The organism is Polynucleobacter sp. IMCC 30228, from assembly GCF_021395205.1.
GTDB lineage: Bacteria > Pseudomonadota > Gammaproteobacteria > Burkholderiales > Burkholderiaceae > Polynucleobacter.
In genome coordinates, this window is the sequence record NZ_JAJVCS010000001.1 from 234,635 (window position 1) to 255,041 (window position 20,407).

25 protein-coding genes are annotated in these 20,407 nt (G+C 45.5%); 3 read left to right on the top strand and 22 right to left on the bottom strand.

The features are described 5' to 3' along the window. Positions 1-16 precede the first annotated feature (16 nt). On the bottom strand, positions 17-1,576 hold the full coding sequence (locus LZT21_RS01205; protein ID WP_233989115.1) for a tetratricopeptide repeat protein: 1,560 nt from the start codon (positions 1,574-1,576) through the stop codon (positions 17-19). 459 nt (positions 1,577-2,035) lie between these two features. Here LZT21_RS01205 and LZT21_RS01210 point away from each other — a divergent pair, with 459 nt between their 5' ends. After that, on the top strand, positions 2,036-3,148 hold the full coding sequence (locus tag LZT21_RS01210) for a glycosyltransferase family 4 protein (protein ID WP_233989116.1): 1,113 nt from the start codon (positions 2,036-2,038) through the stop codon (positions 3,146-3,148). A 130-nt stretch (positions 3,149-3,278) separates the two neighbouring features. Here LZT21_RS01210 and LZT21_RS01215 read toward each other — a convergent pair whose 3' ends face one another. Next, entirely contained in the window at positions 3,279-4,508 is a 1,230-nt protein-coding gene (locus LZT21_RS01215; protein ID WP_233989117.1) for a porin, read from the bottom strand. Between the two features lie 206 nt (positions 4,509-4,714). Here LZT21_RS01215 and LZT21_RS01220 point away from each other — a divergent pair, with 206 nt between their 5' ends. Then, positions 4,715-6,223 (top strand): sel1 repeat family protein, encoded by a 1,509-nt coding sequence (locus LZT21_RS01220; RefSeq protein ID WP_233989118.1) that lies wholly within the window; start codon positions 4,715-4,717, stop codon positions 6,221-6,223. 24 nt (positions 6,224-6,247) lie between these two features. Here LZT21_RS01220 and tatC read toward each other — a convergent pair whose 3' ends face one another. The 10 genes from tatC to hisB form a co-directional block, all read right to left on the bottom strand. Next, entirely contained in the window at positions 6,248-7,102 is an 855-nt protein-coding gene (gene tatC / locus LZT21_RS01225) for a twin-arginine translocase subunit TatC (protein ID WP_233934861.1), read from the bottom strand. Between the two features lie 15 nt (positions 7,103-7,117). Further along, the gene (tatB, locus tag LZT21_RS01230) at positions 7,118-7,612 is read right to left on the bottom strand and encodes a Sec-independent protein translocase protein TatB (protein ID WP_233923236.1); all 495 of its coding nucleotides are present in this window, start codon (positions 7,610-7,612) and stop codon (positions 7,118-7,120) included. Between the two features lie 19 nt (positions 7,613-7,631). After that, positions 7,632-7,859 carry a Sec-independent protein translocase subunit TatA gene (tatA, locus tag LZT21_RS01235; protein WP_233989119.1) on the bottom strand — a complete coding sequence of 76 codons (228 nt, stop codon included), beginning with the start codon at positions 7,857-7,859 and terminating at the stop codon, positions 7,632-7,634. 28 nt (positions 7,860-7,887) lie between these two features. Then, on the bottom strand, positions 7,888-8,253 hold the full coding sequence (locus tag LZT21_RS01240; protein WP_233923238.1) for a histidine triad nucleotide-binding protein: 366 nt from the start codon (positions 8,251-8,253) through the stop codon (positions 7,888-7,890). Then, the gene (locus LZT21_RS01245; protein WP_233923239.1) at positions 8,250-8,651 is read right to left on the bottom strand and encodes a phosphoribosyl-ATP diphosphatase; all 402 of its coding nucleotides are present in this window, start codon (positions 8,649-8,651) and stop codon (positions 8,250-8,252) included. The genes LZT21_RS01240 and LZT21_RS01245 overlap by 4 nt, the downstream gene beginning before the upstream one ends. Next, positions 8,635-9,051 carry a phosphoribosyl-AMP cyclohydrolase gene (gene hisI / locus LZT21_RS01250; protein WP_233923240.1) on the bottom strand — a complete coding sequence of 139 codons (417 nt, stop codon included), beginning with the start codon at positions 9,049-9,051 and terminating at the stop codon, positions 8,635-8,637. Before hisI ends, LZT21_RS01245 begins: the two co-directional genes overlap by 17 nt. Positions 9,052-9,074: 23 nt before the next feature. Next, on the bottom strand, positions 9,075-9,833 hold the full coding sequence (hisF, locus tag LZT21_RS01255) for an imidazole glycerol phosphate synthase subunit HisF (protein ID WP_233934859.1): 759 nt from the start codon (positions 9,831-9,833) through the stop codon (positions 9,075-9,077). 12 nt (positions 9,834-9,845) lie between these two features. After that, positions 9,846-10,607 (bottom strand): 1-(5-phosphoribosyl)-5-[(5-phosphoribosylamino)methylideneamino]imidazole-4-carboxamide isomerase, encoded by a 762-nt coding sequence (hisA, locus tag LZT21_RS01260; protein ID WP_233923242.1) that lies wholly within the window; start codon positions 10,605-10,607, stop codon positions 9,846-9,848. Between the two features lie 25 nt (positions 10,608-10,632). Beyond that, a complete protein-coding gene (gene hisH, locus LZT21_RS01265; protein ID WP_233989120.1) occupies positions 10,633-11,286 on the bottom strand; it encodes an imidazole glycerol phosphate synthase subunit HisH in 654 nt (217 codons plus the stop codon). 63 nt (positions 11,287-11,349) lie between these two features. Next, complete coding sequence (hisB, locus tag LZT21_RS01270; protein ID WP_233923244.1) at positions 11,350-11,937, bottom strand: imidazoleglycerol-phosphate dehydratase HisB; 588 nt, start codon at positions 11,935-11,937, stop codon at positions 11,350-11,352. A 107-nt stretch (positions 11,938-12,044) separates the two neighbouring features. Here hisB and hisC point away from each other — a divergent pair, with 107 nt between their 5' ends. Further along, positions 12,045-13,109 carry a histidinol-phosphate transaminase gene (gene hisC, locus LZT21_RS01275; RefSeq protein ID WP_233934857.1) on the top strand — a complete coding sequence of 355 codons (1,065 nt, stop codon included), beginning with the start codon at positions 12,045-12,047 and terminating at the stop codon, positions 13,107-13,109. Positions 13,110-13,122: 13 nt separating this feature from the next. On the opposite strand, the gene hisD is transcribed toward hisC, so the two are convergent. The 10 genes from hisD to mlaD form a co-directional block, all read right to left on the bottom strand. Beyond that, positions 13,123-14,454, bottom strand: a complete 1,332-nt coding sequence (hisD, locus tag LZT21_RS01280; RefSeq protein ID WP_233923246.1) for a histidinol dehydrogenase — start codon at positions 14,452-14,454, stop codon at positions 13,123-13,125. Then, positions 14,451-15,080, bottom strand: a complete 630-nt coding sequence (hisG, locus tag LZT21_RS01285) for an ATP phosphoribosyltransferase (protein WP_233923247.1) — start codon at positions 15,078-15,080, stop codon at positions 14,451-14,453. The genes hisD and hisG overlap by 4 nt, the downstream gene beginning before the upstream one ends. A gap of 7 nt (positions 15,081-15,087) precedes the next feature. Then, positions 15,088-16,350 (bottom strand): UDP-N-acetylglucosamine 1-carboxyvinyltransferase, encoded by a 1,263-nt coding sequence (murA, locus tag LZT21_RS01290; protein WP_233989121.1) that lies wholly within the window; start codon positions 16,348-16,350, stop codon positions 15,088-15,090. Positions 16,351-16,364: 14 nt separating this feature from the next. After that, positions 16,365-16,613: a BolA family protein gene (locus LZT21_RS01295; RefSeq protein WP_233923249.1), complete on the bottom strand. Its 249-nt coding sequence runs from the start codon at positions 16,611-16,613 to the stop codon at positions 16,365-16,367. A gap of 19 nt (positions 16,614-16,632) precedes the next feature. Beyond that, positions 16,633-17,412, bottom strand: a complete 780-nt coding sequence (locus LZT21_RS01300; RefSeq protein ID WP_233923250.1) for an ABC transporter permease — start codon at positions 17,410-17,412, stop codon at positions 16,633-16,635. Further along, complete coding sequence (locus tag LZT21_RS01305; RefSeq protein ID WP_233923251.1) at positions 17,409-18,161, bottom strand: ABC transporter ATP-binding protein; 753 nt, start codon at positions 18,159-18,161, stop codon at positions 17,409-17,411. Before LZT21_RS01305 ends, LZT21_RS01300 begins: the two co-directional genes overlap by 4 nt. Continuing rightward, the gene (locus LZT21_RS01310) at positions 18,158-18,421 is read right to left on the bottom strand and encodes a lipid asymmetry maintenance protein MlaB (protein WP_233923252.1); all 264 of its coding nucleotides are present in this window, start codon (positions 18,419-18,421) and stop codon (positions 18,158-18,160) included. The genes LZT21_RS01305 and LZT21_RS01310 overlap by 4 nt, the downstream gene beginning before the upstream one ends. Before the next feature lie 24 nt (positions 18,422-18,445). Next, positions 18,446-19,090, bottom strand: coding sequence for a phospholipid-binding protein MlaC (locus LZT21_RS01315; protein ID WP_233923253.1), 645 nt, complete (start codon positions 19,088-19,090; stop codon positions 18,446-18,448). Positions 19,091-19,157: 67 nt separating this feature from the next. Next, positions 19,158-19,901, bottom strand: coding sequence for a VacJ family lipoprotein (locus LZT21_RS01320; protein ID WP_233923254.1), 744 nt, complete (start codon positions 19,899-19,901; stop codon positions 19,158-19,160). After that, positions 19,898-20,392 carry an outer membrane lipid asymmetry maintenance protein MlaD gene (mlaD, locus tag LZT21_RS01325; RefSeq protein WP_233923255.1) on the bottom strand — a complete coding sequence of 165 codons (495 nt, stop codon included), beginning with the start codon at positions 20,390-20,392 and terminating at the stop codon, positions 19,898-19,900. Before mlaD ends, LZT21_RS01320 begins: the two co-directional genes overlap by 4 nt. Between the last annotated feature and the right edge of the window lie 15 nt (positions 20,393-20,407).

Sequence of the window (20,407 nt, forward strand, 5' to 3'; positions counted from 1 at the left end):
CTGAGAATTAGCCTAACTACCTTGTTGAACTACTTCTAATGAGCTGCTGCAATTGACCTTGGACGGCTTCTACCACGGGCGTCCATTGCCCCGGTTGGCCTTGCCTAAATAGGCGCATGGAGCTATACCAAGGGCTATCGTTACGGTCTAAAAGCCAGCGCCAACAGGTATCAAAACGGTTCAAGAGCCAGACGGGTTTGGCTAAAGCTCCAGCCAAATGAGCGACGGCCGTATCTACCGTTATCACCAAATCGAGCTGATCAATGAGCGCTGCAGTGGCAGAAAAATCGTCTAAATCTGCGCTTAAATCGATTAAATCAGGGCCGCCCCAATTAGCGGCTTTTAAGGCGGCTAATTCTGACTCTCCCGGTTGACCTTTTTGCAAGCTATAAAAATCAATTGCCGTATTTTTTAATGGCGCAAGCAAAGCCAATGGAATATTACGTCTTTCATTCACGGCCCAGGCCTCTGGTTGATTGGGGCGTAAGCCCCCCGACCAAACCACGCCAACGCGTAATTTTGTTTTCGGCCCTAATTTTTTCTGCCATAAAATTTGTTTAGCAGGGTCGACACTTAAGTATTTTTCAGCGAAGGGAATGTTGTTTAATGTGGTTTTAAAAGCAAAGGGCAAGCTGATTAAAGGGCAATGAAAGTCAAAGGGGGGAAGGGGCTGTCCTTTCTCAATTATTTGTGAAACGCCTGCTAAAGTCTGAAATAAAGTCATCAGGGGTTTTTCAACTTCTAAAATAACTGTGGCGCCTAATTTAGCCACCAATTCAGCATAGCGACTAAATTGAATTGCATCACCAAGACCTTGTTCACTATGAAGCAAAATAATTTTGTCTTGCAGCGATTCTTGCCCAAGCCAGAGTGCGCCATTCAGTTTTCGCTCACCTGCTGCACGACTTAATTCAGGGGATTGCCAGCGTGACTCATACGCTGGCCACCCCTGCTCGTAATCTCCTAATACCAAATAGGCTAAGGCTCGATTCCAATAGGCCTCGGTAAAATTGGGCATGATCGATAAAGCCTGGTTGTACCCAGCAATAGCCTCTGTTACATGCTGCAACTCTTTTAACGTATTTGCCCGATTATTGTGAGCCTGAACATATTGGGGGTCAATTGCAATTGCCGCATCATAACTTTGTATGGCTTGCTCTAATTTGCGCAAATCATAAAGTGTTACCCCGCGATTAAAGTGGGCAAGTGCAAATTGGGGGTCGCAAGCAATGGCTTGTTCATAGCAAGCTAAAGCTGCCAGTGCTTGCTTTAACTCAATTAACATACTACCCTTATTATTATGGGCGAGCGCATAATTTGGTGAGCTTGCTAATGCTGCATCGATTGCTTGTAGAGCAGCCTGTGCATTTCCTGCCTGAAAATAAATTAAACTTAAAAAATGGAGGGCCTCTGCTTGTTGAGGATAAGCCTGAAGAATTATTTCATAGCACTTGCGAGCCTCTGAGATAAGACCATCTTGCAGAAATCGCTCGGCCTGCTGTAATTGGGTTAACAGCGCAAGATCTGCTTTGCTCTGCTGCAAACCGTGATGAGGTTGGGGATGCGCTGCTGACATATCTTCAATTCTAATCGCCCATGAAAAAACCCACTGTTTTGGCACAGTGGGTTGTGCAGCTAACCAAGCTACTAGTTAAAAAGGCTTGGAGGCTGAGTTATCAGCCCCTCTAGGCCATTCCTGCCCCCATCTCATCAGTCACTGACGCTGTAGTCAAGGGGGTTAAGGCAACGCCTGGCCAGAGCTTTAAGCGCCTTTTACCCCTCAATTTAACAATCCTTGGTCAACCCAAGGATTTTGTATAGCCTTTGTGTTGTGTCAAAAATACTGTAAATCTCCTATCTAATAAGGCTTCCATTAATTTTAATTGTGAGTTGTAGTCAGGCTCATTCAGCCATTCTATCGCCTCACCAGAATGCAAATTTACCCTTCGGATTGATTTAAACAGTGAGTATTTAAATTCTTTGAGTTACAGTAATCTATTTAATATTTTCTAAAGAATGTTGAGTAAAGAGCACAATGAAACCAAAACGTAAGCTATGTTTTGACTGGGGTATTTCAGATCATTATGGGTGGGGAATTTATGGTTTAAACCTTCTCATTTACGGTTCAATGAACGATTCTTTTGAAGTCATTCCTATTGAGCCCCCCTCTTTTCTTTATCCCATCGACCCCTTAACTGTAAAGTTCTTATCTGAAAAGTTACCAAGTCCAAATACCAATATTGAGTTAAAAAATAATGATCTTTTTTTAACCGCACTTGGTAATGTAAATCAATCAACTGTCGATAATAGATATAGAAACATTGGTGTAATTTTTAGTGAAACGAATCCTTTGCCTTCAAATGAGATTCAAAATTTAAGAAAATTTGAATCTATTATTTCTGGATCAAGTTGGAATTCTTCGGTATTAAAAGATGAGAAAATTATTGTACATACCGTAATACAAGGCATTGATTTGAAGTTATTTCAACCAGCTCCAAAACGATACTTAAAAGATAAATTTGTAATTTTTAGCGGGGGAAAACTAGAATATCGTAAAGGACAGGATATTTTACTAAAAGCTTTTGCGAAACTAGCCTCAAAATATGAAGATGTAGTATTGATTACCGCGTGGCGCTCTCCTTGGGAAGGACAATTTGCCGGATCTATAAATCACTCAGGCATTTGTGAACCTTTGCAAATTTCCGATGATATGGGCAGGTCTATTTATGAATGGATTCTTCGAAATGGAGTTAAATCTGAGCAAATTATTTGTCTCGAGGCAATGCCGAATAGGCTTATGCCAGAAGTATTTCGTGAGGTAGATTTGGCAGTATTTCCAAATCGCTGTGAAGCTGGAACTAACCTCGTTGCCATGGAGGCACTTGCATCTGGCTTGCCTTGTTTAATATCGAAAAATACTGGTCATCTTGACATCATTAAGACCGATAATTGTTTTCCACTAACTGTTCAAAAACAAATTCACGGTCTTGGGTTATTGGATTGGGGTGAATCTTCTGTTGATCAAATAGTTGATTTAATGGAAGACGCATACCATGGCAGAGCACAAATCAATCGCATAAAGGTGCGCGAGTCTATGCAAAATTATTCATGGGATAACGCTATTAAATCAATGCTAGCATTATTTTAATTGTGGATTTACATCAAAGCCTGACTTAATAAAGCTTAGCCATGAAAAAACCCACTGTGTTGCCACAGTGGGTTTGATTTAATGCTGAACTAATGTATTACTAGTATTTTAACAACTTAACTAACAATAATTAGAACGTTACACGTGTACCAAAAGCTAAGCCTGTGACTCTGGTTGAAACTTGAACAGAGCTGGCTGATTCATTATTTGAACCGTAGATTGCGTACAAGTTGGTACGCTTGCTGAGGTAATAGTTCAAACCAACTTGATAAGCGGTGAAGCCAGCGCTTGGGCTTCCACGACCATAGCTGGAGGCTTTACCATTACCAACAACTGCCCAACCTTCGATGGTGGGTGTCATGAAGCTACGAACACCAATCTGTTGCGCAGTCCGCTTAGCGTAATAGCTGGTATCAATAACGCTACCAACCTTACGGTTACCGTATTGCACGTAGCCCTTCAAGATACCAAAGTCATAGGTAGCAGCACCGTAGTATTGATTGTCTTGAGTATTTGAACCACCCGATGCAGCAATCCAAGCTGCTGGAGCAGGTGTGGCAAGAGTAGATGCTGAAGCGCCGGCGGTTGCACCACCTTGACCTTCATTGTTTGATTTGTAGGCTTGATAAGCTAAACCAACATACAGTTTTTGCCATGTGTAGTCAGCAGATAAACCCCAACCAGAGTAGTTGTTGGTAACTGGCAAACGGCTAGCTGAAGTGTTGGCTGTTACGGTATCGTTTCTTAAGGTGTAGTTAGCAGCAACCTTGAAACCACTAAACGTTGCGGTTTGAGCCGACAAGGTAGATTGCGTACGAACCGTTACACCAGCAGATTGACCACCAACACCAGATGCGTCAGTGTAACCACGTGCTGTAGCATTTGAGGAATTACCTGAGTTTGTGGTTGGGTAAACTGCGTTACCGGGCATGTTGTTGGTGTTACCAACGTCAGTTGCGGCAATTTGGTTAAACATGGGGGTGTATTGAGTACCGAAAGCAAACTGACCTACGCCTGCTTTACCAATACCACCAAAGCCCTGACGAGTCTGCCATGACGACATCGACGCGTTAGTAGGCTGCATATCAGTTTCTAAAGTAAAGAAGGCAATCATGCCGCCGCCTAAATCTTCAGTACCTTTAAAGCCTAAACGGCTGGTCTGTTCCATCGAGTTACCAAAACTGGCGCTATTAGCTTGGCCTGATGGGGCAACAGTACCGGCAGCGTTAGCAGCTGCGCCAGTAGCCTTTTGATTTAAGTAACCAACGTCAACAACACCGTACACGGTCACGCTTGACTGGGCCGAAGCAGCACCAGCAAAAGCGCCGAGAGCGGCAAGTGCAAATAGCGATTTTTTCATTCGTAAATCTCCATAAAGTAAGAATGCGCCCATAAAAATTCGGGACTGATGAAGTATCGACCTTTTGCTGCGGTCCACTTAGCTTGAGGGCAGATACCCCCGCTTTTTGCTTGTGAAAAGGGAGTTTTTTGGTTTTCTTTGTTGTATCTCGACAACATGGCCCTATTTTTGGGGTATTAAAGGTATTTAGATGCCAAAATTGTCAGATGGCAAGTCGCGAATTCCTGAAAATACTACGTTCTGCCCGTCAGGGTGATGTTTTTGCGCAACAAGAACTGGCTGCAGTTTATCTTCAGGGCTATTTTAACACCCCAATTCAGCCCAATAATGCCTTAGTTTGGCTTGAAAAGGCCTATTTAGCCACTCTAAGCAAAATCTCACTTCCTCACTTACAAGTTGATTCCCCTGGTAACCCCCCCAATAACCCGCTTAGAGCATTGTTTGCGCAATTAGTGCAAATTCCGCTAGCGACAACTTTTGGCTCGCCATCATTTCAGTTTGCTTGGGATCGATTTTGGGAGTTAGCGCATGAGGGTAATAGTGAGGCCCGCTGGCAGTTGGCTAATTTCTTATTAAATCCTCAGCAATTGAGCTTGCAGGAGCAATTGGCTGCATGGCTAAGTAAACGGTTTCCCGGTGACACTGAAGGCTTGGCAAAACTACAAACCCAATGCAAGCGCTATTTAGAAATCATTGCTGCCGAAGAAAGTTTTTTAGCGAACAAAGCAAAAGAGCTATTAATTCAATTACAGCCTAAAAATGAATTACTCACGTCACTTTGGAATAACTGGCTGTCGACTCAAGATGAGTCGGCGCTGCAACAAGCGGCTGAGTTAGGACTAACTACTGCAAAACTAACCCTAGGTTTACGTTTAGCACAACCTAAAATCCAAGCAGAAAAAAGTAATGGTTCGAGTAAATCGAATGCGCCGCTGAAAAAAGCGGTACATTGGCTTGAGTTGGCTGGCAAAGATGGAGATCCCCAAGCTTGGTATGCACTTGGTGAAATTTATCGTCGCCCCCAATTTTCAGGTTATAGCGCCCAAGAAAGTGATCGCTGTTTTGATCGCGCTGCCGACTTAGGGCATGCAGCAGCGCAGTTTCGCAAAGCGGCCACTTTATGGCGCAAACGCGATAAGCTGCAGGAAAAAATCACTGGCTTACAAGCCTCTTATTGGGCCTGGCAAGCACATCAACAAGGTATTACAGCGGCCCATACCTTATTGATGAAAATTTTACTAAGCTGTCCCAACCCGGCACAAAATGCGTGGTTTGACTTGGCTCAATGTGCTGAACTCGCTTTGGCTCGACACAGCGATCATCAATTGACTGGAGGACGGATGCTGATGTGCCACCGAATTGTGATTGCCAATCAATTTGATTTTAGTAAAGCGGAGTTATTGTTGGCAGAAATTGACCAGCTGCAACTTGAACATTGTGTGGTGGTAGATGTGCGTTGGGAATTGCCTAAAATTTTGCCACGCCTCACCCAAATTGAAACCATCCAACAGCGTCGTTGTCTTTTTGCTGCAAGCAAAGCACTAGAACAATTAGCAGTAATTCGCGAACCGAACGATGATGAGTTTTTGGCTGCAGGTGAAGGAAATTTACGCCAGCGGCGTTATCGCTTCGAGCGCTTAAGTCAATGGTTACTGCAAAATTTTGCCCACCACCTTGCCGCCAAAAAATTGCCCATCCCAAGTCGTGGCCACTAAGCAAACATGTACATAATCTCGATTTTAAGCATTCGTTGCCGCGCCATCAGTTGCCTCTTTGTCGCTGACTTGAGCAGGTTTTTTTTCATAGAAACGGGCAATAAATAAGCCGAGCTCATACAACAAAGACATAGGAACTGCTAACAATAATTGCGACAAAATATCGGGGGGCGTTACGACTGCAGCAACGACAAAGGCACCGACAATCACATATGGACGAATTTCTCGAAGCTTAGCTAAGGGTACAACACCCATACGCACTAATACCACGACAACTACGGGCACCTCAAAGGTAATCCCAAATGCTAAGAAGGTGGTCATTGCAAAACTTAAATAGTTATCGATATCGGTCAGCATTTCGGCGCCTAGCGGAGCGTTGTAGTGCGCCATGAATTTAAAGACGGTGGGGAATACTAAAAAATAAGCGAACGACATACCAATAATGAATAAAGAATAACTACTAACGACCAAAGGCACGATTAAACGGCGTTCGTGGGTATATAGTCCAGGCGCAATAAAAGCCCATAGTTGATACATCACTACTGGCAAGGCAATGACAAACGCAACCAACATGGTAACTTTCATCGGCACAAAAAAGGAACCTGTAATGTCAGTCACGATCATTTTTCCACCGCTGGGTAAAGCTGCTAATAAAGGCTGGGCAAACAAATGAAAAATTTCCGGCGCCCAATACACCAAACTCATAAAAATGATGATGATGGCAAGCGCTGCTTTAATAATGCGGTCACGCAGCTCAACTAAATGCGAAATAAAAGTTTCTTGCAAGCCCTCACTGGCTGGAGAAGCATTATCTGAATTGGTATTGGCTTGCTGGGTATTGTCCTGCTGCGTATTATTATGGGCGCTAGGGTCATGCATGATTTAGTCTCAACATTATTGCGCGGCGCTATGCCGAAACCGCTTCATACGTGCCGCTCCCGACTGCACCCGCAGCCGTACTCCAGAGGCATGTTTGTACCACAGTGGCCGCGCTGCTTGGCGAACTCGCCAACTGGCACGGCCTTGACGCAAGCTATCACGAAATACTTTGTTTTCATCAATCTGCAAACCAACTGGAAAAGTATTGTTACTGGTGGAATAGTCGTAGCTATCAGCTTGATCACTTAAGTGCGCACCAGCTTCGGTAAAAGTAGAGCTTAAACTACTTTCCACATCTTTAATGGCTGCGGCACTTTCTTCACGCAACTTTTTAAATTCATCTAAGTCAATTTGTCGATTGACTTCACTGCGCACCTCAGCCATATAGCGTTGCGCTCGACCAAACAAATTCCCTGCCATGCGGGCTAGTTTGGGTAAACGCTCAGGTCCAATGACCACTAAAGCTACCACTGCTATTAAGGCAAGCTTTGAAACCCCTAAATCAATCATTTACAGGCGATCATGAAAACTATTTATTCAGATCTTTGGCTTGCACATCGACCGTCTTTTCTGCGGCATTGGCAGCCTGTTGGGGAATTTGTTCAGCTTTAGCTTCCTCGCTGGTTTTCATGCCATCTTTAAAGCCTTTCACCGCGCCACCTAAATCGGTACCAATATTGCGTAATTTTTTGGTACCAAAAACTAGCATCACAATAACCAACACAATTAACCAGTGCCAAATACTAAATGAACCCATTTCTTTCTCCTTAAATCAATCAGCTTGCTTACTTTTTCCAGGGCCGCTCACCGCCCATCACATGCAAATGTAAGTGATAGACTTCTTGCCCGCCATCTGCGCCATTATTGACCATTAAACGAAAGCCGCCATCTTCACCCGGTCGACAACCTTGTTCTTGAGCAAGACGAGGGGCTAATGCCATCATTCTACCTAGCAAAGGGGCGTCAATGTGCGTTGCCGACGCTAGCATCGGTAAATGCTTTTTAGGAATCATTAGAAAATGAACTGGGGCTGCCGGCTTAATATCGTGAAAAGCGAAAATTTCATCATCCTCATAGATTTTCCGCGCCGGAATTACCCCGGCAATAATTTTGCAAAATAAACAATCAGGATCATGGCTTAAAACGCTCATACGGGTTTTCGACCGGCTTTTTCAGCTATGCCTGAAACCCCTTCACGACGCGTAAGCTCGGCTAACACGTCTTCTGGGCGGAGATTAAATTGCGCTAGGGCAACTAGGCAATGGAACCATAAATCGGCCATTTCCCCAACCAAAAGCGCTTGCTTTGCGGGGCTTAAATTGGCCTGTCGAGAATCTTTTGCCGCCATTACAGTTTCGGTGGCCTCTTCGCCAATTTTTTTCAGAATGGCATCGTCGCCCTTGCTGAATAGGGCGGCGATATACGATGTACTTGGGTCTGCGGTACCATTTTGTAAAGCGACACGACGCTGTTCTACAACATCAGCCAAATGGGCTAAGACAGCATCTAGATTTGCATCGGCCGACATTTTTTTATTTACCTGAGTCATTGGCTAATTTTATGCCGTCATTAAGCCAGCTTGCGCTAGCAGCATCCCAGACCTGGAAAAAACAACTGTGCGCCCCGGTATGGCACGCAATCCGGTCTTTTTGGATGACCTGCAACAAGAGGGTGTCACCATCACAATCAAGGCCAATAGCCTCAATGGTTTGGGTGTGCCCTGACTCTGCACCCTTGTGCCACAGCTGATTGCGTGAGCGCGACCAGTAGACCGCCTGCCCCAAACGCAGGCTAGCTAATAAAGCCTCACGATTCATCCAAGCCATCATTAAGACATCGCCTGAGCCAACTTCTTGAGCAATAACGGGTACCAGGCCTTGCTGATTCCATTGAATTTGCTCCAGCCAAGGGCCGCTTTGCAAAGTAGGTGTGGGTATAAATGAAGTCATAAATGGTATTTTGACTTATTTCCTTATTGCCTTACGGCAATGCCCTGACTGGCCATAAATTCTTTTGCTTGTTTAACGGTGAAATCACCGTAATGAAAAATACTTGCAGCGAGCACAGCATCAGCATGTCCCTTGGTAATGCCATCAACTAAGTGCTGTAAATTACCTACCCCGCCAGATGCAATTACCGGGATAGGTACTGCCTGACAAACTGCCGCCGTTAATGCCAAATCGAACCCGTCTTGGGTGCCATCCCGATTCATGCTGGTGAGCAAAATTTCACCAGCTCCGCGTTGACTTACTTCAGCAGCCCAAGCCAAGACGTCGATTCCGGTTGCATTACGGCCGCCATGGGTAAATACTTCCCAAAAACCAGGTGCTGTTTGTTTGGCATCAATTGCTACCACGATACATTGTGAACCGTAATAGGCAGCAGCTTCGGAAACCAAATCAGGATTATGTACCGCTGATGAATTCATGCTGACTTTATCAGCGCCTGCATTCAACAAGCGGCGCACGTCTTGCACAGTACGAACGCCACCACCAACGGTAAGGGGTATAAATACCTTAGCTGCTACGGCTTCAATAATAGGTAATAACAAATCACGACCATCTGAAGTGGCCGTGATATCCAAAAAAGTTAATTCATCGGCACCTTGATCGTTATAGCGCTGGGCAATTTCAAGTGGATCACCAGCATCACGCAAACCAATAAAATTCACACCCTTCACTACCCGCCCTGCTGTAACATCTAAGCAAGGAATGATGCGCTTAGTTAACATCAATAGCCATGATCATGGTTGGGCATGCCGCAATTTTTCTGACAACTGGTCGGCATATTGCTGCGCTACTGTTAAATCTAAATCGCCCGCATAAATTGAACGTCCTGCAATCACGCCCATCACGCCTTCGTTTTCAATCGCACACAAGGCATCGATATCGGCGTTACTAGATAATCCCCCACTAGCGATGACGGGAATTCGCACAGCTTGCGCCAATTTTAAAGTCGCTTCGAGATTAATCCCTTGCAACATGCCGTCGCGACCAATATCGGTATAAATAATGGCTTCAACTCCATAGTCTTCAAATTTCTTACCCAAATCTATTACCTCATGCCCAGTAAGCTTGCTCCACCCGTCGGTGGCAACTTTACCGTCGCGCGCATCGATACCAACCATAATATGACCACTAAATGCAGTGCACGCATCTTGTAAAAAACCGGGATTTTTTACTGCTGCTGTGCCAATAATGATGGTTTGAATGCCATCATCTAAGAGGCGCTCAATGGTTTCTAAATCGCGAATACCACCACCGAGTTGAACGGGTATTTCATCGCCTACTGCTTTTAAAATCGCTTTAATCGCTAATTCATTTTTAGGTTTGCCCGCAAAAGCGCCATTTAAGTCAACTAAATGTAAACGCCGTGCGCCTTTGGCAAGCCAATGTTTTGCCATCGCAGCTGGGTCTTCAGAGAAAACCGTGGCACGCTCCATGTCGCCTTGTTCTAAACGTACACAGTGCCCATCTTTGATATCAATTGCAGGTATTAGCAGCATAATAAAATCGATATAGGTAGTTAATCTAAGGTTGCCAAGCGACAAAATTACGATACAGCATTAAACCGTATTCTGCACTTTTTTCCGGATGAAATTGGGTCGCAAAAATATTATCACGCGCCACGGCAGAAGCAAACCATGTGCCGTATTCGGTTGAACCCACGGTGTCTTCTGGGTTGGTTGGCACAGCATAATAGCTATGCACAAAATAAAAATTACTAAGGTCGGGTATACCAGTCCAAAGAAAGTGAGGCTTATCTTGCCGCACTTGATTCCAGCCCATATGGGGGACTTTAAATTCTGCGCCATCGGCCTGCAAGCGACCAGCCAAAGCAAAACGCTCGACCTTGCCAGAAATTAATCCTAAGCACGGCGTCGCTGTTGCTCTAGAGGATTCAGCGCTACTGTCAAAGAGCATTTGTTCGCCCACACAAATGCCTAATAGGGGTTTAGTTTTTGCGGCAGCTAATACAGTCTCAAGCAAGCCAGAGGTATGTAAATGCTTCATGCAGTCGGGCATGGCTCCTTGTCCAGGCAGAACTACCCGTTGAGCTTGCTGAATTTCGGCAGCAGTGCGCGCGATTAAAATCTCGGTATTGGGTGCCACTTGCTTAAGCGCCTGATAAACCGAGCGCAAGTTTCCCATGCCGTAATCAACGATGGCAATATGGTGTGCCAAAGCGGCCTTCAGTTTTTGGTTTTAAAGGGTGCATCTTGCTATTCTCAACTGGTTTGAAAATAATTACAGACTTCCCTTGGTGGATGGAACAAGACTGGGAGCGCGCGGATCAATCGCTAAAGCCATGCGCAAAGCACGCCCAAAAGCCTTAAAAACTGTTTCGATTTGATGATGTGCATTCACGCCGCGTAAATTATCAATATGTAAAGTAACCCCCGCATGATTCACAAAACCACGGAAAAACTCAATACTTAAATCGACATCAAAATCGCCCACGCGCGCGCGGGTAAAGGGCACATTAAACTCGAGGCCCGGGCGTCCAGAAAAATCGATCACCACTCTTGATAGCGTCTCATCCAAAGGCACATAAGCATAGCCATAACGGGTAATGCCCGTTTTATCGCCGACCGCTTTGGCAATTGCCTGTCCCAAAGCAATGCCGACATCTTCGACCGTATGGTGATCGTCAATATGGGTATCTCCATTGGCGCTGACCTTTAAATCAATCATGCCATGGCGCGCAATTTGGTCGAGCATGTGATCAAGAAAGGGCACACCAGAGGCTAATTCAGCCTGTCCAGTACCATCCAGATTGAGCGCAATGTGGATTTTTGTTTCTGAGGTGTTGCGTGTAACGTCGGCTTGCCGCATGCTTCAGTGCGCCGAAAGGCGAAGTATTGATTGAAGACTCATAATATCATTCTCACTTGCCCAGCACTATCCCTTCACACTGCACCCCCTAACACCACCCTAAACCCATGAGTCGCTTTTGGAGCCCTGTCGTACACACCCTTACCCCCTATGTGCCTGGTGAGCAGCCTCAATTGAAGCGGCTGCTGAAGCTCAATACCAATGAAAGCCCATACGGACCTTCGCCCATGGTGCTCGCAGCCATTGCTGAGCAAAATACGCCTGATTTGCGGCTGTATCCCGATCCTCATGGTTGCGAACTAAAGCAAATCATTGCCGAGCAATTCGGCCTAGCGACTGAACAAATTTTTCTAGGAAATGGCTCTGATGAGGTCTTGGCGCATGTTTTTTTAGGTCTTTTGAAGCACGAGCAAGCTGTTTTATTTCCGGATATTACGTATAGTTTTTACCCGGTGTACTGCAAGCTATTTGGCATTCAGGCGCAAACTATTCCCTTAGGAAGTAATTTTGAAATTTGCCTAGAGGACTATGCCAAGCCGAATGGCGGGATTATTTTTCCTAACCCCAATGCGCCTACCGGGCGCGCTTTAGCAAGCAAAGCCATAGCTGGCCTAATTCAAACTAATCCCAATTCAGTCATCGTGATTGATGAGGCCTATGTCGATTACGGTACGGAATCTTGCGTGCCACTATTGCAAGGGGCCGGCTGCCCAGAAAATGTATTAGTGATTCAGACGCTCTCAAAATCCCGAGCCTTGGCAGGTTTACGGGTGGGTTTTGCCATGGGTCATCCCCGCCTCATTGAGGCCTTAGAACGGGTGAAAAATAGTTTTAATTCCTATCCCTTGGGACGTTTAGCGCAAGCTGGCGCACGCGCAGCTATTGCAGATCAACAGTACTTAGAAGCCATGTCCGCTAAAGTGATTGCTACCCGCCAGGAATTAATTGCCGCTCTTGATCGACTAGGTTTTAATACCATTCCCTCGACTGCCAATTTTGTTTTTACCCGCCACCCCAAACATACTGGCCTTGAGTTATATCAAACTCTCAGGGCCAGAGGGATCGTCGTGCGGCACTTTAATTTACCGCGCATCGCAGATTTTTTACGCATTACGATTGGCACAGATGAGCAAAACGCTGAACTCATTCAAGTATTGCAAGAAATTGTTTAGTATTTATTCAGCGCTAAGCGCCAGGTTTTTTGAGACGCATTTCTGCGGCGCGAGCATGGGCTTGCAAACCTTCACCATGGGCGATGGCACTAGCGATTTGACCTAAGGTTTGCGCACCGGCTTCGCTTACTTCAATCATGCTTGACCGCTTAATGAAATCGTACACACCTAATGGCGAAGAAAAGCGTGCCGTACGGGCGGTTGGTAATACATGGTTTGGTCCGGCACAATAATCGCCCAACGATTCACTGGTGTAGTTACCCATAAAGATGGCGCCGGCGTGGCGAATCAACTCTGCCCATTGCCGCGCATTTTGTGCACAAATTTCTAAATGCTCAGGTGCTATGGTGTTGGCAATTTCACAAGCCTGCTGCATATCATCTACCTGGATGAACAATGCCCGCTTCGATAAAGAAGCGCGAATGACTTCTTGGCGTGGCATTTCCGGCAAGAGTTTTTGCATACTCGCATCGACTTGATTGATAAAATTGACATCAGGACAAACTAGGATTGATTGGGCCAGCTCATCATGTTCTGCTTGTGAAAATAAATCCATTGCCACCCAATCGGGATTACTAGTGCCATCACAAATAATTAAAATTTCTGATGGTCCTGCAATCATATCGATCCCAACCTGACCAAACACCCTGCGCTTAGCGGCAGCAACATAGGCATTGCCAGGTCCGACGATTTTATCGACCGCAGGAATCGTGGCTGTACCATAAGCTAAAGCAGCAATTGCTTGAGCACCACCTATAGTAAACACCCGATCAACTCCAGCTAAGCACGCTGCTGCTAAGACTAAATTATTGCGAACGCCAGCGGGAGTTGGCACCACCATAATGACTTCAGCTACCCCAGCCACTTTGGCTGGAATAGCATTCATTAATACGGATGAGGGATAGGCCGCTTTTCCCCCTGGCACATAAATACCTACTCGATCCAGCGGAGTCACTTTTTGTCCCAGCCGCGTACCATCGGCTTCGGTGTAATCCCAAGTTTGACAACCAGCATGCAAGCGTTGCTGATCATGGTAGCTACGAATACGCTTGGCTGCACTATTCAGAGCCTGAGACTGGTCTGCGGGCAATTGCAGGTAAGCCTTTTCAAGTTCGCTAGGCAGAATTTCTAAAGCGCGGGCGGTTTGCACCTGCAAGCGATCAAATTGACTGGTGTACTTAAGTAAAGCCTGATCGCCATGAGTTTGAATTGCTAGAATAATTTCCGCTACCTTAAGATCAATTGCGACATCTTCCGCAAGCGGAATAGATAGGCTAGCTAATAGGGTTTGCTGAAAATTAGCCGCACCGCTTTCAAGCCGCTGAATTTTCACACTTGCGCTCATGGCTGCAATTGGTCTAGAAGAGGCTGTATTTGGCTACGCTTACGTTTGTAAGCAGCCTGATTAACAATCAAGCGCGCGCTAATATCAGCAATGCGCTCAACCTCAACCAAGCCATTGGCTTTTAAAGTATTGCCCGTTGAAACCAAGTCGACGATCGCGTCAGCCAAACCAACTAAAGGCGCTAACTCCATCGAGCCATATAACTGAATGGTGTCAACATGAACGCCTTTGTTGGCAAAGTGATCGCGCGCGCAATTTACATATTTAGTGGCCACACGTAAACGCGAGCCCTGCTGAACTGCTGCAGCGTAATCAAAGCCAGCGCGGACAGCAACGGACATACGACATTGCGCAATACCTAAATCAAGTGGCACATATAAACCTTCGCTGCCTTTTTCAAGCAAGCTATCTAAGCCAGCGACGCCAAAGTCAGCACCGCCAAATTGCACATAGGTCGGTACGTCGGCAGCCCGCACAATAATTAGGCGAACATCGGCATGCGAAGTCTCAAGAATGAGCTTACGTGATTTTTCAGGATCCTCTAAGGGCCGAATTCCAACCCGACTGAGGATTGCCATTGATTCTTCGAAGATACGCCCCTTCGAAAGGGCTAGAGTTAACTTCATCAGGCAATTATTTCATGCGCTGGATGTTCGCGCCTAATTGTGTCAATTTTTGCTCCATACGATCATATCCCCGATCGAGATGGTAAATACGCTCAACTTGGGTTTCGCCTTGCGCTGCCAAGCCAGCTATGACTAAACTGGCTGAGGCCCGCAGATCGGTAGCCATGACAATAGCGCCTGAGAGGCTTTCAACCCCTTGGGCCATGGCAGTATTGCCATCAATCGCAATCTCGGCGCCCAGGCGATTGAGTTCCTGCACATGCATAAAGCGGTTTTCAAAAATGGTTTCGGTCATGGTGGCGCTGCCACTGGCTAGGGCATTTAAGACCATAAACTGCGCCTGCATATCGGTCGGGAAAGCAGGGTATTCGGAGGTTGCAAAACTCACTGCCTGAGGGCGACCAGCCATACTTGCCTTAATCCAATCGGGGCCGATTGCCATTTTTAAGCCCGCCTCTCTCAGCTTCGCTAGCAAGGCCTCTAAATTATCAGGGCGGCAGTGCTTCACCAAAATCTCCCCCCCTGTGGCGGCTACAGCACATAAAAATGTACCGGCTTCAATGCGGTCCGGAATAATGGTGTGTTGCGCGCCATGCAGTCGTTCGACTCCCTCGATCACTAAACGCTCGGTGCCCAAACCTGAAATCTGGGCTCCCATCTTCACGAGTAATTCAGCCAAATCACCAACCTCGGGTTCGCGTGCTGCATTTTCTAAAATGGTGGTGCCCTGAGCCAAACAAGCCGCCATTAATAAATTTTCAGTGCCAGTAACCGTAATCATGTCGGTCAAAATTGTGGCTCCCAAAAGGCGTTCGGCTTGCGCCTGAATATATCCGCCTTTAATTTTGATGCTCGCACCCATGGCCTTTAAACCTTTAATGTGCTGATCAACCGGTCGCGCGCCAATTGCGCAACCGCCGGGCAAAGATACCTTGGCACTATGCATTCTGGCTAACAAGGGCCCTAAAACCAAAATAGAGGCCCGCATGGTTTTGACCATCTCATAAGTTGCCTCGGGGCGCGGAATATGGGCTGCCTGTAAGATTATTCGACTGCGTTTAGTGGGCTCAGGGAAGCTAACTGTCACCCCCATTTGTTGCAAAATTTTGAGCATAGTACGCACATCTTGCAGGTCGGGTACATTCTCTAGCTCGATCGGTTCAGCGCTTAAGAGGCTGGCACATAAAATCGGTAAGGCAGCGTTTTTTGCGCCCGCAATTAAAACCTCCCCATGTAAAGGGGTGCCACCAATCATGCGCAACTTATCCATAGCGGCAGCGCTGATTAGGCCGGAGGATTTTCAAGGTATTCAGTCGGCGTAAATGCCTTAATAGAAAGTGCATGTACCTCGGCCTTCATGCGCTCACCCATCGCTGCATAAACCAGCTGATGACGCTGAACTAAGCGCTTACCTTCAAAATCAGGGCTCACAATCGTGGCATAAAAATGTTGGCCATCGCCCTCAACCATTAAATGAGTACAAGTAATACTCTGTTTAATGTATGACTCAATTTGTTCTGGTGTAGGCAACATGTTTATTCCAATTTGATTTTTAATAACGTAATTTGAAGCCCGTTTGTAATAAACGTACGGCAATGACTGAAACTGCGATAAAAAACCCGCCCACGATCATGAGGCTAGTCCATGGTGAAATATCAGACACGCCAAAAAAGCCATAGCGAAAACCATCAATCATATAAAAGAATGGATTGAAATGCGAAATCATTTGCCAAACTGGTGGCAAGCTATGAATCGAATAAAAAACCCCAGATAACATTGTCGCCGGCATGATTAAAAAATTCTGAAAGGCTGCTAACTGATCATATTTGTCGGCCCAAATGCCAGCAATTAATCCCATGCCACCTAATATCGCTGCGCTTAATAATGCAAAGACCACGATCCAGAGTGGATATTCAAAACTCGGTGGCACAAACCAGATGGTGATCAATAAAACTCCTGATGCTACTGCGATACCGCGCACGATTGCGGCCAGCACATATGCGGCATAAAACTCAAATGAGCTTAATGGCGCTAAGAGCACAAAAATTAAATTGCCCATTATTTTCGACTGAATGAGTGATGATGATGTATTAGCAAAAGCATTTTGTAATAAGCTCATCATCACTAAACCGGGCACTAAAAACGCAATGTAGCTAATGCGCTCATAGACCAGTACTTTGCCTTGTAAGACTTGTCCAAAAATCAACAAATACAGAATGGCCGTTAATACTGGAGCAGCCACAGTTTGAAAGCTGACTTTATAAAAGCGGAGTACCTCTTTATACAAGAGCGTAGGAAAGCCGCTAGCGTATGTAATTGGCATCGACTTCATGCTAAATCACGCGCCATGATATTGACAAAAACATCTTCTAGGTCTACGTCTGCACTGCCACTTTTAGCTGTAACCCCATAGCGGTTCAGTAAGTTTGCGGTGGTATCTAAGGCCACAATTTGCCCCTGCTTGAGCATCGCAATGCGTTGACATAAGGCTTCAGCTTCTTCCAAATAATGGGTAGTTAAGACAATAGTGTGCCCATCTTGATTAAGGCGGCTAACAAATTGCCATAAGGACTGACGCAACTCGACATCAACCCCAGCAGTAGGTTCATCTAACACGATAACAGGGGGGCGATGTACCAAGGCTTGTGCTACTAATACGCGGCGTTTCATGCCGCCCGACAGCGTCCGCATATTACTATTCGCTTTGCTGGTAAGGTCAAGATTGGCCATGATTTCATCAATCCAATCCTCATTATTACGTAGTCCAAAATAGCCTGATTGAAAACGTAAGGCCTCACGCACTGTAAAAAAGGGGTCGAAGACTAGCTCTTGAGGTACTACCCCCAGGAGTCTGCGCGCTAAACGGAAATCAGTTTGGATATTAGTATTCATCACCTCAACCAAGCCCGTGTCAGCCCTACATAAACCTGCCAAAATTGAAATTAAGGTCGTTTTACCTGCGCCATTCGGGCCAAGTAGGCCAAAAAATTCGCCCTGCTCTATTTCAAGCGAGATATCATTTAAAGCACGTAATTCGCCATAGCTTTTAGAAACATGGTCAACCCGAATCGCTAGCGTCATGCGGGCAAGCCCAACAACTCTGCCACGCCATAAACGCGAGCTAAGACCGCTAACTTAGGTGGCGCATTGAGGATTAAAAAATAACCCTGATCTGCTAAGCGTTTTTTTCGCCAATTTAATAAAATTGCCAACAAGGACGAATCGAATTGATTCAGGTTGACACAATCAATTTCATTTACATGTGCCCAATTGGCTAAGCCATCAGCCTCAATCTGACTAGCATTTTTTAAGGTTACAGTGGCAGGCAAAAAATAGGGCATGAACGGAAATTGGCTAGTAAAAAATTAACTCGGCTTACCAGCGGCTAGTGCTTTATTACGCTCTTGCAAAAACTTAATCAGTCCATCGATACCATTTTGGCTAATTTGATTTGTAAATTGATTACGGTATGCCTCAATGAGCCAAACACCCATAATATTCATGTCATAGACTTTCCAGCCATTCGCAGTTTTTTCTAAGCGGTAATCTAAGGGCACCGGATCGCCACGCCCCAGCACCACCGTTTTAACAGTAACCTCTTTATCGTCTGCAGCTGCCCGCAAAGGCTTGAACTGGATTGTTTGCTCGCGTAATTGACTAATCGCGCCAGAATACGTACGCATTAATAATGTTTTGAACTCCTGAATGAGTTGAGTTTGCTGTTCGGGAGTTGCTTTTTTCCAATTCGCGCCCATAGCCATTTCAGTTGTCCGACGCATATCAGCATTGGGCACAATTTTCTTTTCAACTAATTCAACAATGCGGGGAATATTACCTTTTTGAATTTCGGGGTCGGCCTTCACGGCTGCCATTACCTCGCTTACCACCGCTTTAATCATGCCGTCAGGCGTTGACATATCGGGCGGAGTAACTGGGGCGGGACTAGTTACACCCTGCGCCAAGGCTACCGCACTCAACAAACAAAGTCCCCAAGCTATTACTTTCAACATGTTTACACTTTCTAGCAATAATGGATCTCAACAATCGAGTGCTAATTTTAGCCTTACTAGCCTAAAATTACTCGTATGGATTTTCATAAGGCGGCATTAATGGCTCTTCATCTGTAGTACGTCCGTCATTAATTTGATATGCGCGCCGCTGAATATAAGAATCTCTTAAAAAGGTGTACTTATCGATTGCCGCACCATCTAGCAAATCTCCGGCTTCGTAATACGTATTACGTGCATTAATTACTCGCAACGCAGTAATTGAGTTGCGTAAACCAATATCTTTTACGTATGTAAATAAATAGTCGGATTCGAGATCGGCAACCGTGCCAAAAGTATCGCGTACCGAACTTGGACCAAAGAAGGGTAACACGACATAGGGCCCAGCAGGCACACCCCAAACCCCAAAGGTTTGACCCCAATCTTCTTTGTGTTTATCCAGGCCTGCGGGGGTAGCAACATCGAGCAAGCCCCCAAGACCAAAAATGGTATTGACCATTACGCGCATGAAATCATTAAATGCTAAAGCGGGCTTACCTTGTAATAAATTATTTAAGGCAGTATAAATATCGTTATAGTTTCCAAAAACATTATAAATACCAGTACGTACTATTTCAGGCAAAATAAAACGATACGCCGCCGTAATTGGTTTGAGTAAATATTCGTCGAGCACCTCATTAAAAGCAAATACAGCTCGATTCATGGGTTCCCAAGGATCGGCCTCAGAGGGTTGAGTGCCAGCAGGAATGCTAGCGCAAGCGAATAACAGCGTCGACACGAGCGTCACTAAAGCACGCCGTAAAACTATTTTCACTTACTTGCGCCTGTAGTGCTGCCTTTATCTTGTCCGCTATCGGCAGCTTTGTTATATAAAAATTGACTAATCAAACTTTCAAGCACGATGGCTGATTGAGTCTGGGTAATCTTGCTACCTTGCGCCAACATCTGGTCAGCGCCACCGGCCTCAAGACCGATATATTGCTCGCCCAACAAACCCGAAGTCAAAATTTTGGCCGAGGAATCTTGCGGAAATTTATAATTTGTATCTAGGGTTAAAAGTACAGTAGCTTGATATGTACTGTCATCAAAAGAAATACTGCCCACCCGACCCACGACTACCCCGGCACTTTTTACTGGCGCACGTGGTTTTAGCCCACCAATATTGTCAAAGCGCGCCGTTACAGTGTAAGTAGGTTGAAATGAAATCGCATTCATATTCCCCACTTTTAGCGCTAAAAATAAAGCAGCCAATAGGCCAATAGCGACAAATAACCCAACCCAAATATCAATTGCTCTTTTTCTCATAAGAATCTCAGTTTA

What these genes read in the sequence shown, in the direction of transcription:
- LZT21_RS01205 (WP_233989115.1), bottom strand. Translation starts at nt 1,576, where the DNA reads ATGTCAGCAGCGCATCCCCAACCTCATCACGGTTTGCAGCAGAGCAAA.
- LZT21_RS01210 (WP_233989116.1), top strand. Translation starts at nt 2,036, where the DNA reads ATGAAACCAAAACGTAAGCTATGTTTTGACTGGGGTATTTCAGATCAT.
- LZT21_RS01215 (WP_233989117.1), bottom strand. Translation starts at nt 4,508, where the DNA reads ATGAAAAAATCGCTATTTGCACTTGCCGCTCTCGGCGCTTTTGCTGGT.
- LZT21_RS01220 (WP_233989118.1), top strand. Translation starts at nt 4,715, where the DNA reads ATGGCAAGTCGCGAATTCCTGAAAATACTACGTTCTGCCCGTCAGGGT.
- tatC (WP_233934861.1), bottom strand. Translation starts at nt 7,102, where the DNA reads ATGCATGACCCTAGCGCCCATAATAATACGCAGCAGGACAATACCCAG.
- tatB (WP_233923236.1), bottom strand. Translation starts at nt 7,612, where the DNA reads ATGATTGATTTAGGGGTTTCAAAGCTTGCCTTAATAGCAGTGGTAGCT.
- tatA (WP_233989119.1), bottom strand. Translation starts at nt 7,859, where the DNA reads ATGGGTTCATTTAGTATTTGGCACTGGTTAATTGTGTTGGTTATTGTG.
- LZT21_RS01240 (WP_233923238.1), bottom strand. Translation starts at nt 8,253, where the DNA reads ATGAGCGTTTTAAGCCATGATCCTGATTGTTTATTTTGCAAAATTATT.
- LZT21_RS01245 (WP_233923239.1), bottom strand. Translation starts at nt 8,651, where the DNA reads ATGACTCAGGTAAATAAAAAAATGTCGGCCGATGCAAATCTAGATGCT.
- hisI (WP_233923240.1), bottom strand. Translation starts at nt 9,051, where the DNA reads ATGACTTCATTTATACCCACACCTACTTTGCAAAGCGGCCCTTGGCTG.
- hisF (WP_233934859.1), bottom strand. Translation starts at nt 9,833, where the DNA reads ATGTTAACTAAGCGCATCATTCCTTGCTTAGATGTTACAGCAGGGCGG.
- hisA (WP_233923242.1), bottom strand. Translation starts at nt 10,607, where the DNA reads ATGCTGCTAATACCTGCAATTGATATCAAAGATGGGCACTGTGTACGT.
- hisB (WP_233923244.1), bottom strand. Translation starts at nt 11,937, where the DNA reads ATGCGGCAAGCCGACGTTACACGCAACACCTCAGAAACAAAAATCCAC.
- hisC (WP_233934857.1), top strand. Translation starts at nt 12,045, where the DNA reads ATGAGTCGCTTTTGGAGCCCTGTCGTACACACCCTTACCCCCTATGTG.
- hisD (WP_233923246.1), bottom strand. Translation starts at nt 14,454, where the DNA reads ATGAGCGCAAGTGTGAAAATTCAGCGGCTTGAAAGCGGTGCGGCTAAT.
- hisG (WP_233923247.1), bottom strand. Translation starts at nt 15,080, where the DNA reads ATGAAGTTAACTCTAGCCCTTTCGAAGGGGCGTATCTTCGAAGAATCA.
- murA (WP_233989121.1), bottom strand. Translation starts at nt 16,350, where the DNA reads ATGGATAAGTTGCGCATGATTGGTGGCACCCCTTTACATGGGGAGGTT.
- LZT21_RS01295 (WP_233923249.1), bottom strand. Translation starts at nt 16,613, where the DNA reads ATGTTGCCTACACCAGAACAAATTGAGTCATACATTAAACAGAGTATT.
- LZT21_RS01300 (WP_233923250.1), bottom strand. Translation starts at nt 17,412, where the DNA reads ATGAAGTCGATGCCAATTACATACGCTAGCGGCTTTCCTACGCTCTTG.
- LZT21_RS01305 (WP_233923251.1), bottom strand. Translation starts at nt 18,161, where the DNA reads ATGACGCTAGCGATTCGGGTTGACCATGTTTCTAAAAGCTATGGCGAA.
- LZT21_RS01310 (WP_233923252.1), bottom strand. Translation starts at nt 18,421, where the DNA reads ATGCCCTATTTTTTGCCTGCCACTGTAACCTTAAAAAATGCTAGTCAG.
- LZT21_RS01315 (WP_233923253.1), bottom strand. Translation starts at nt 19,090, where the DNA reads ATGTTGAAAGTAATAGCTTGGGGACTTTGTTTGTTGAGTGCGGTAGCC.
- mlaD (WP_233923255.1), bottom strand. Translation starts at nt 20,392, where the DNA reads ATGAGAAAAAGAGCAATTGATATTTGGGTTGGGTTATTTGTCGCTATT.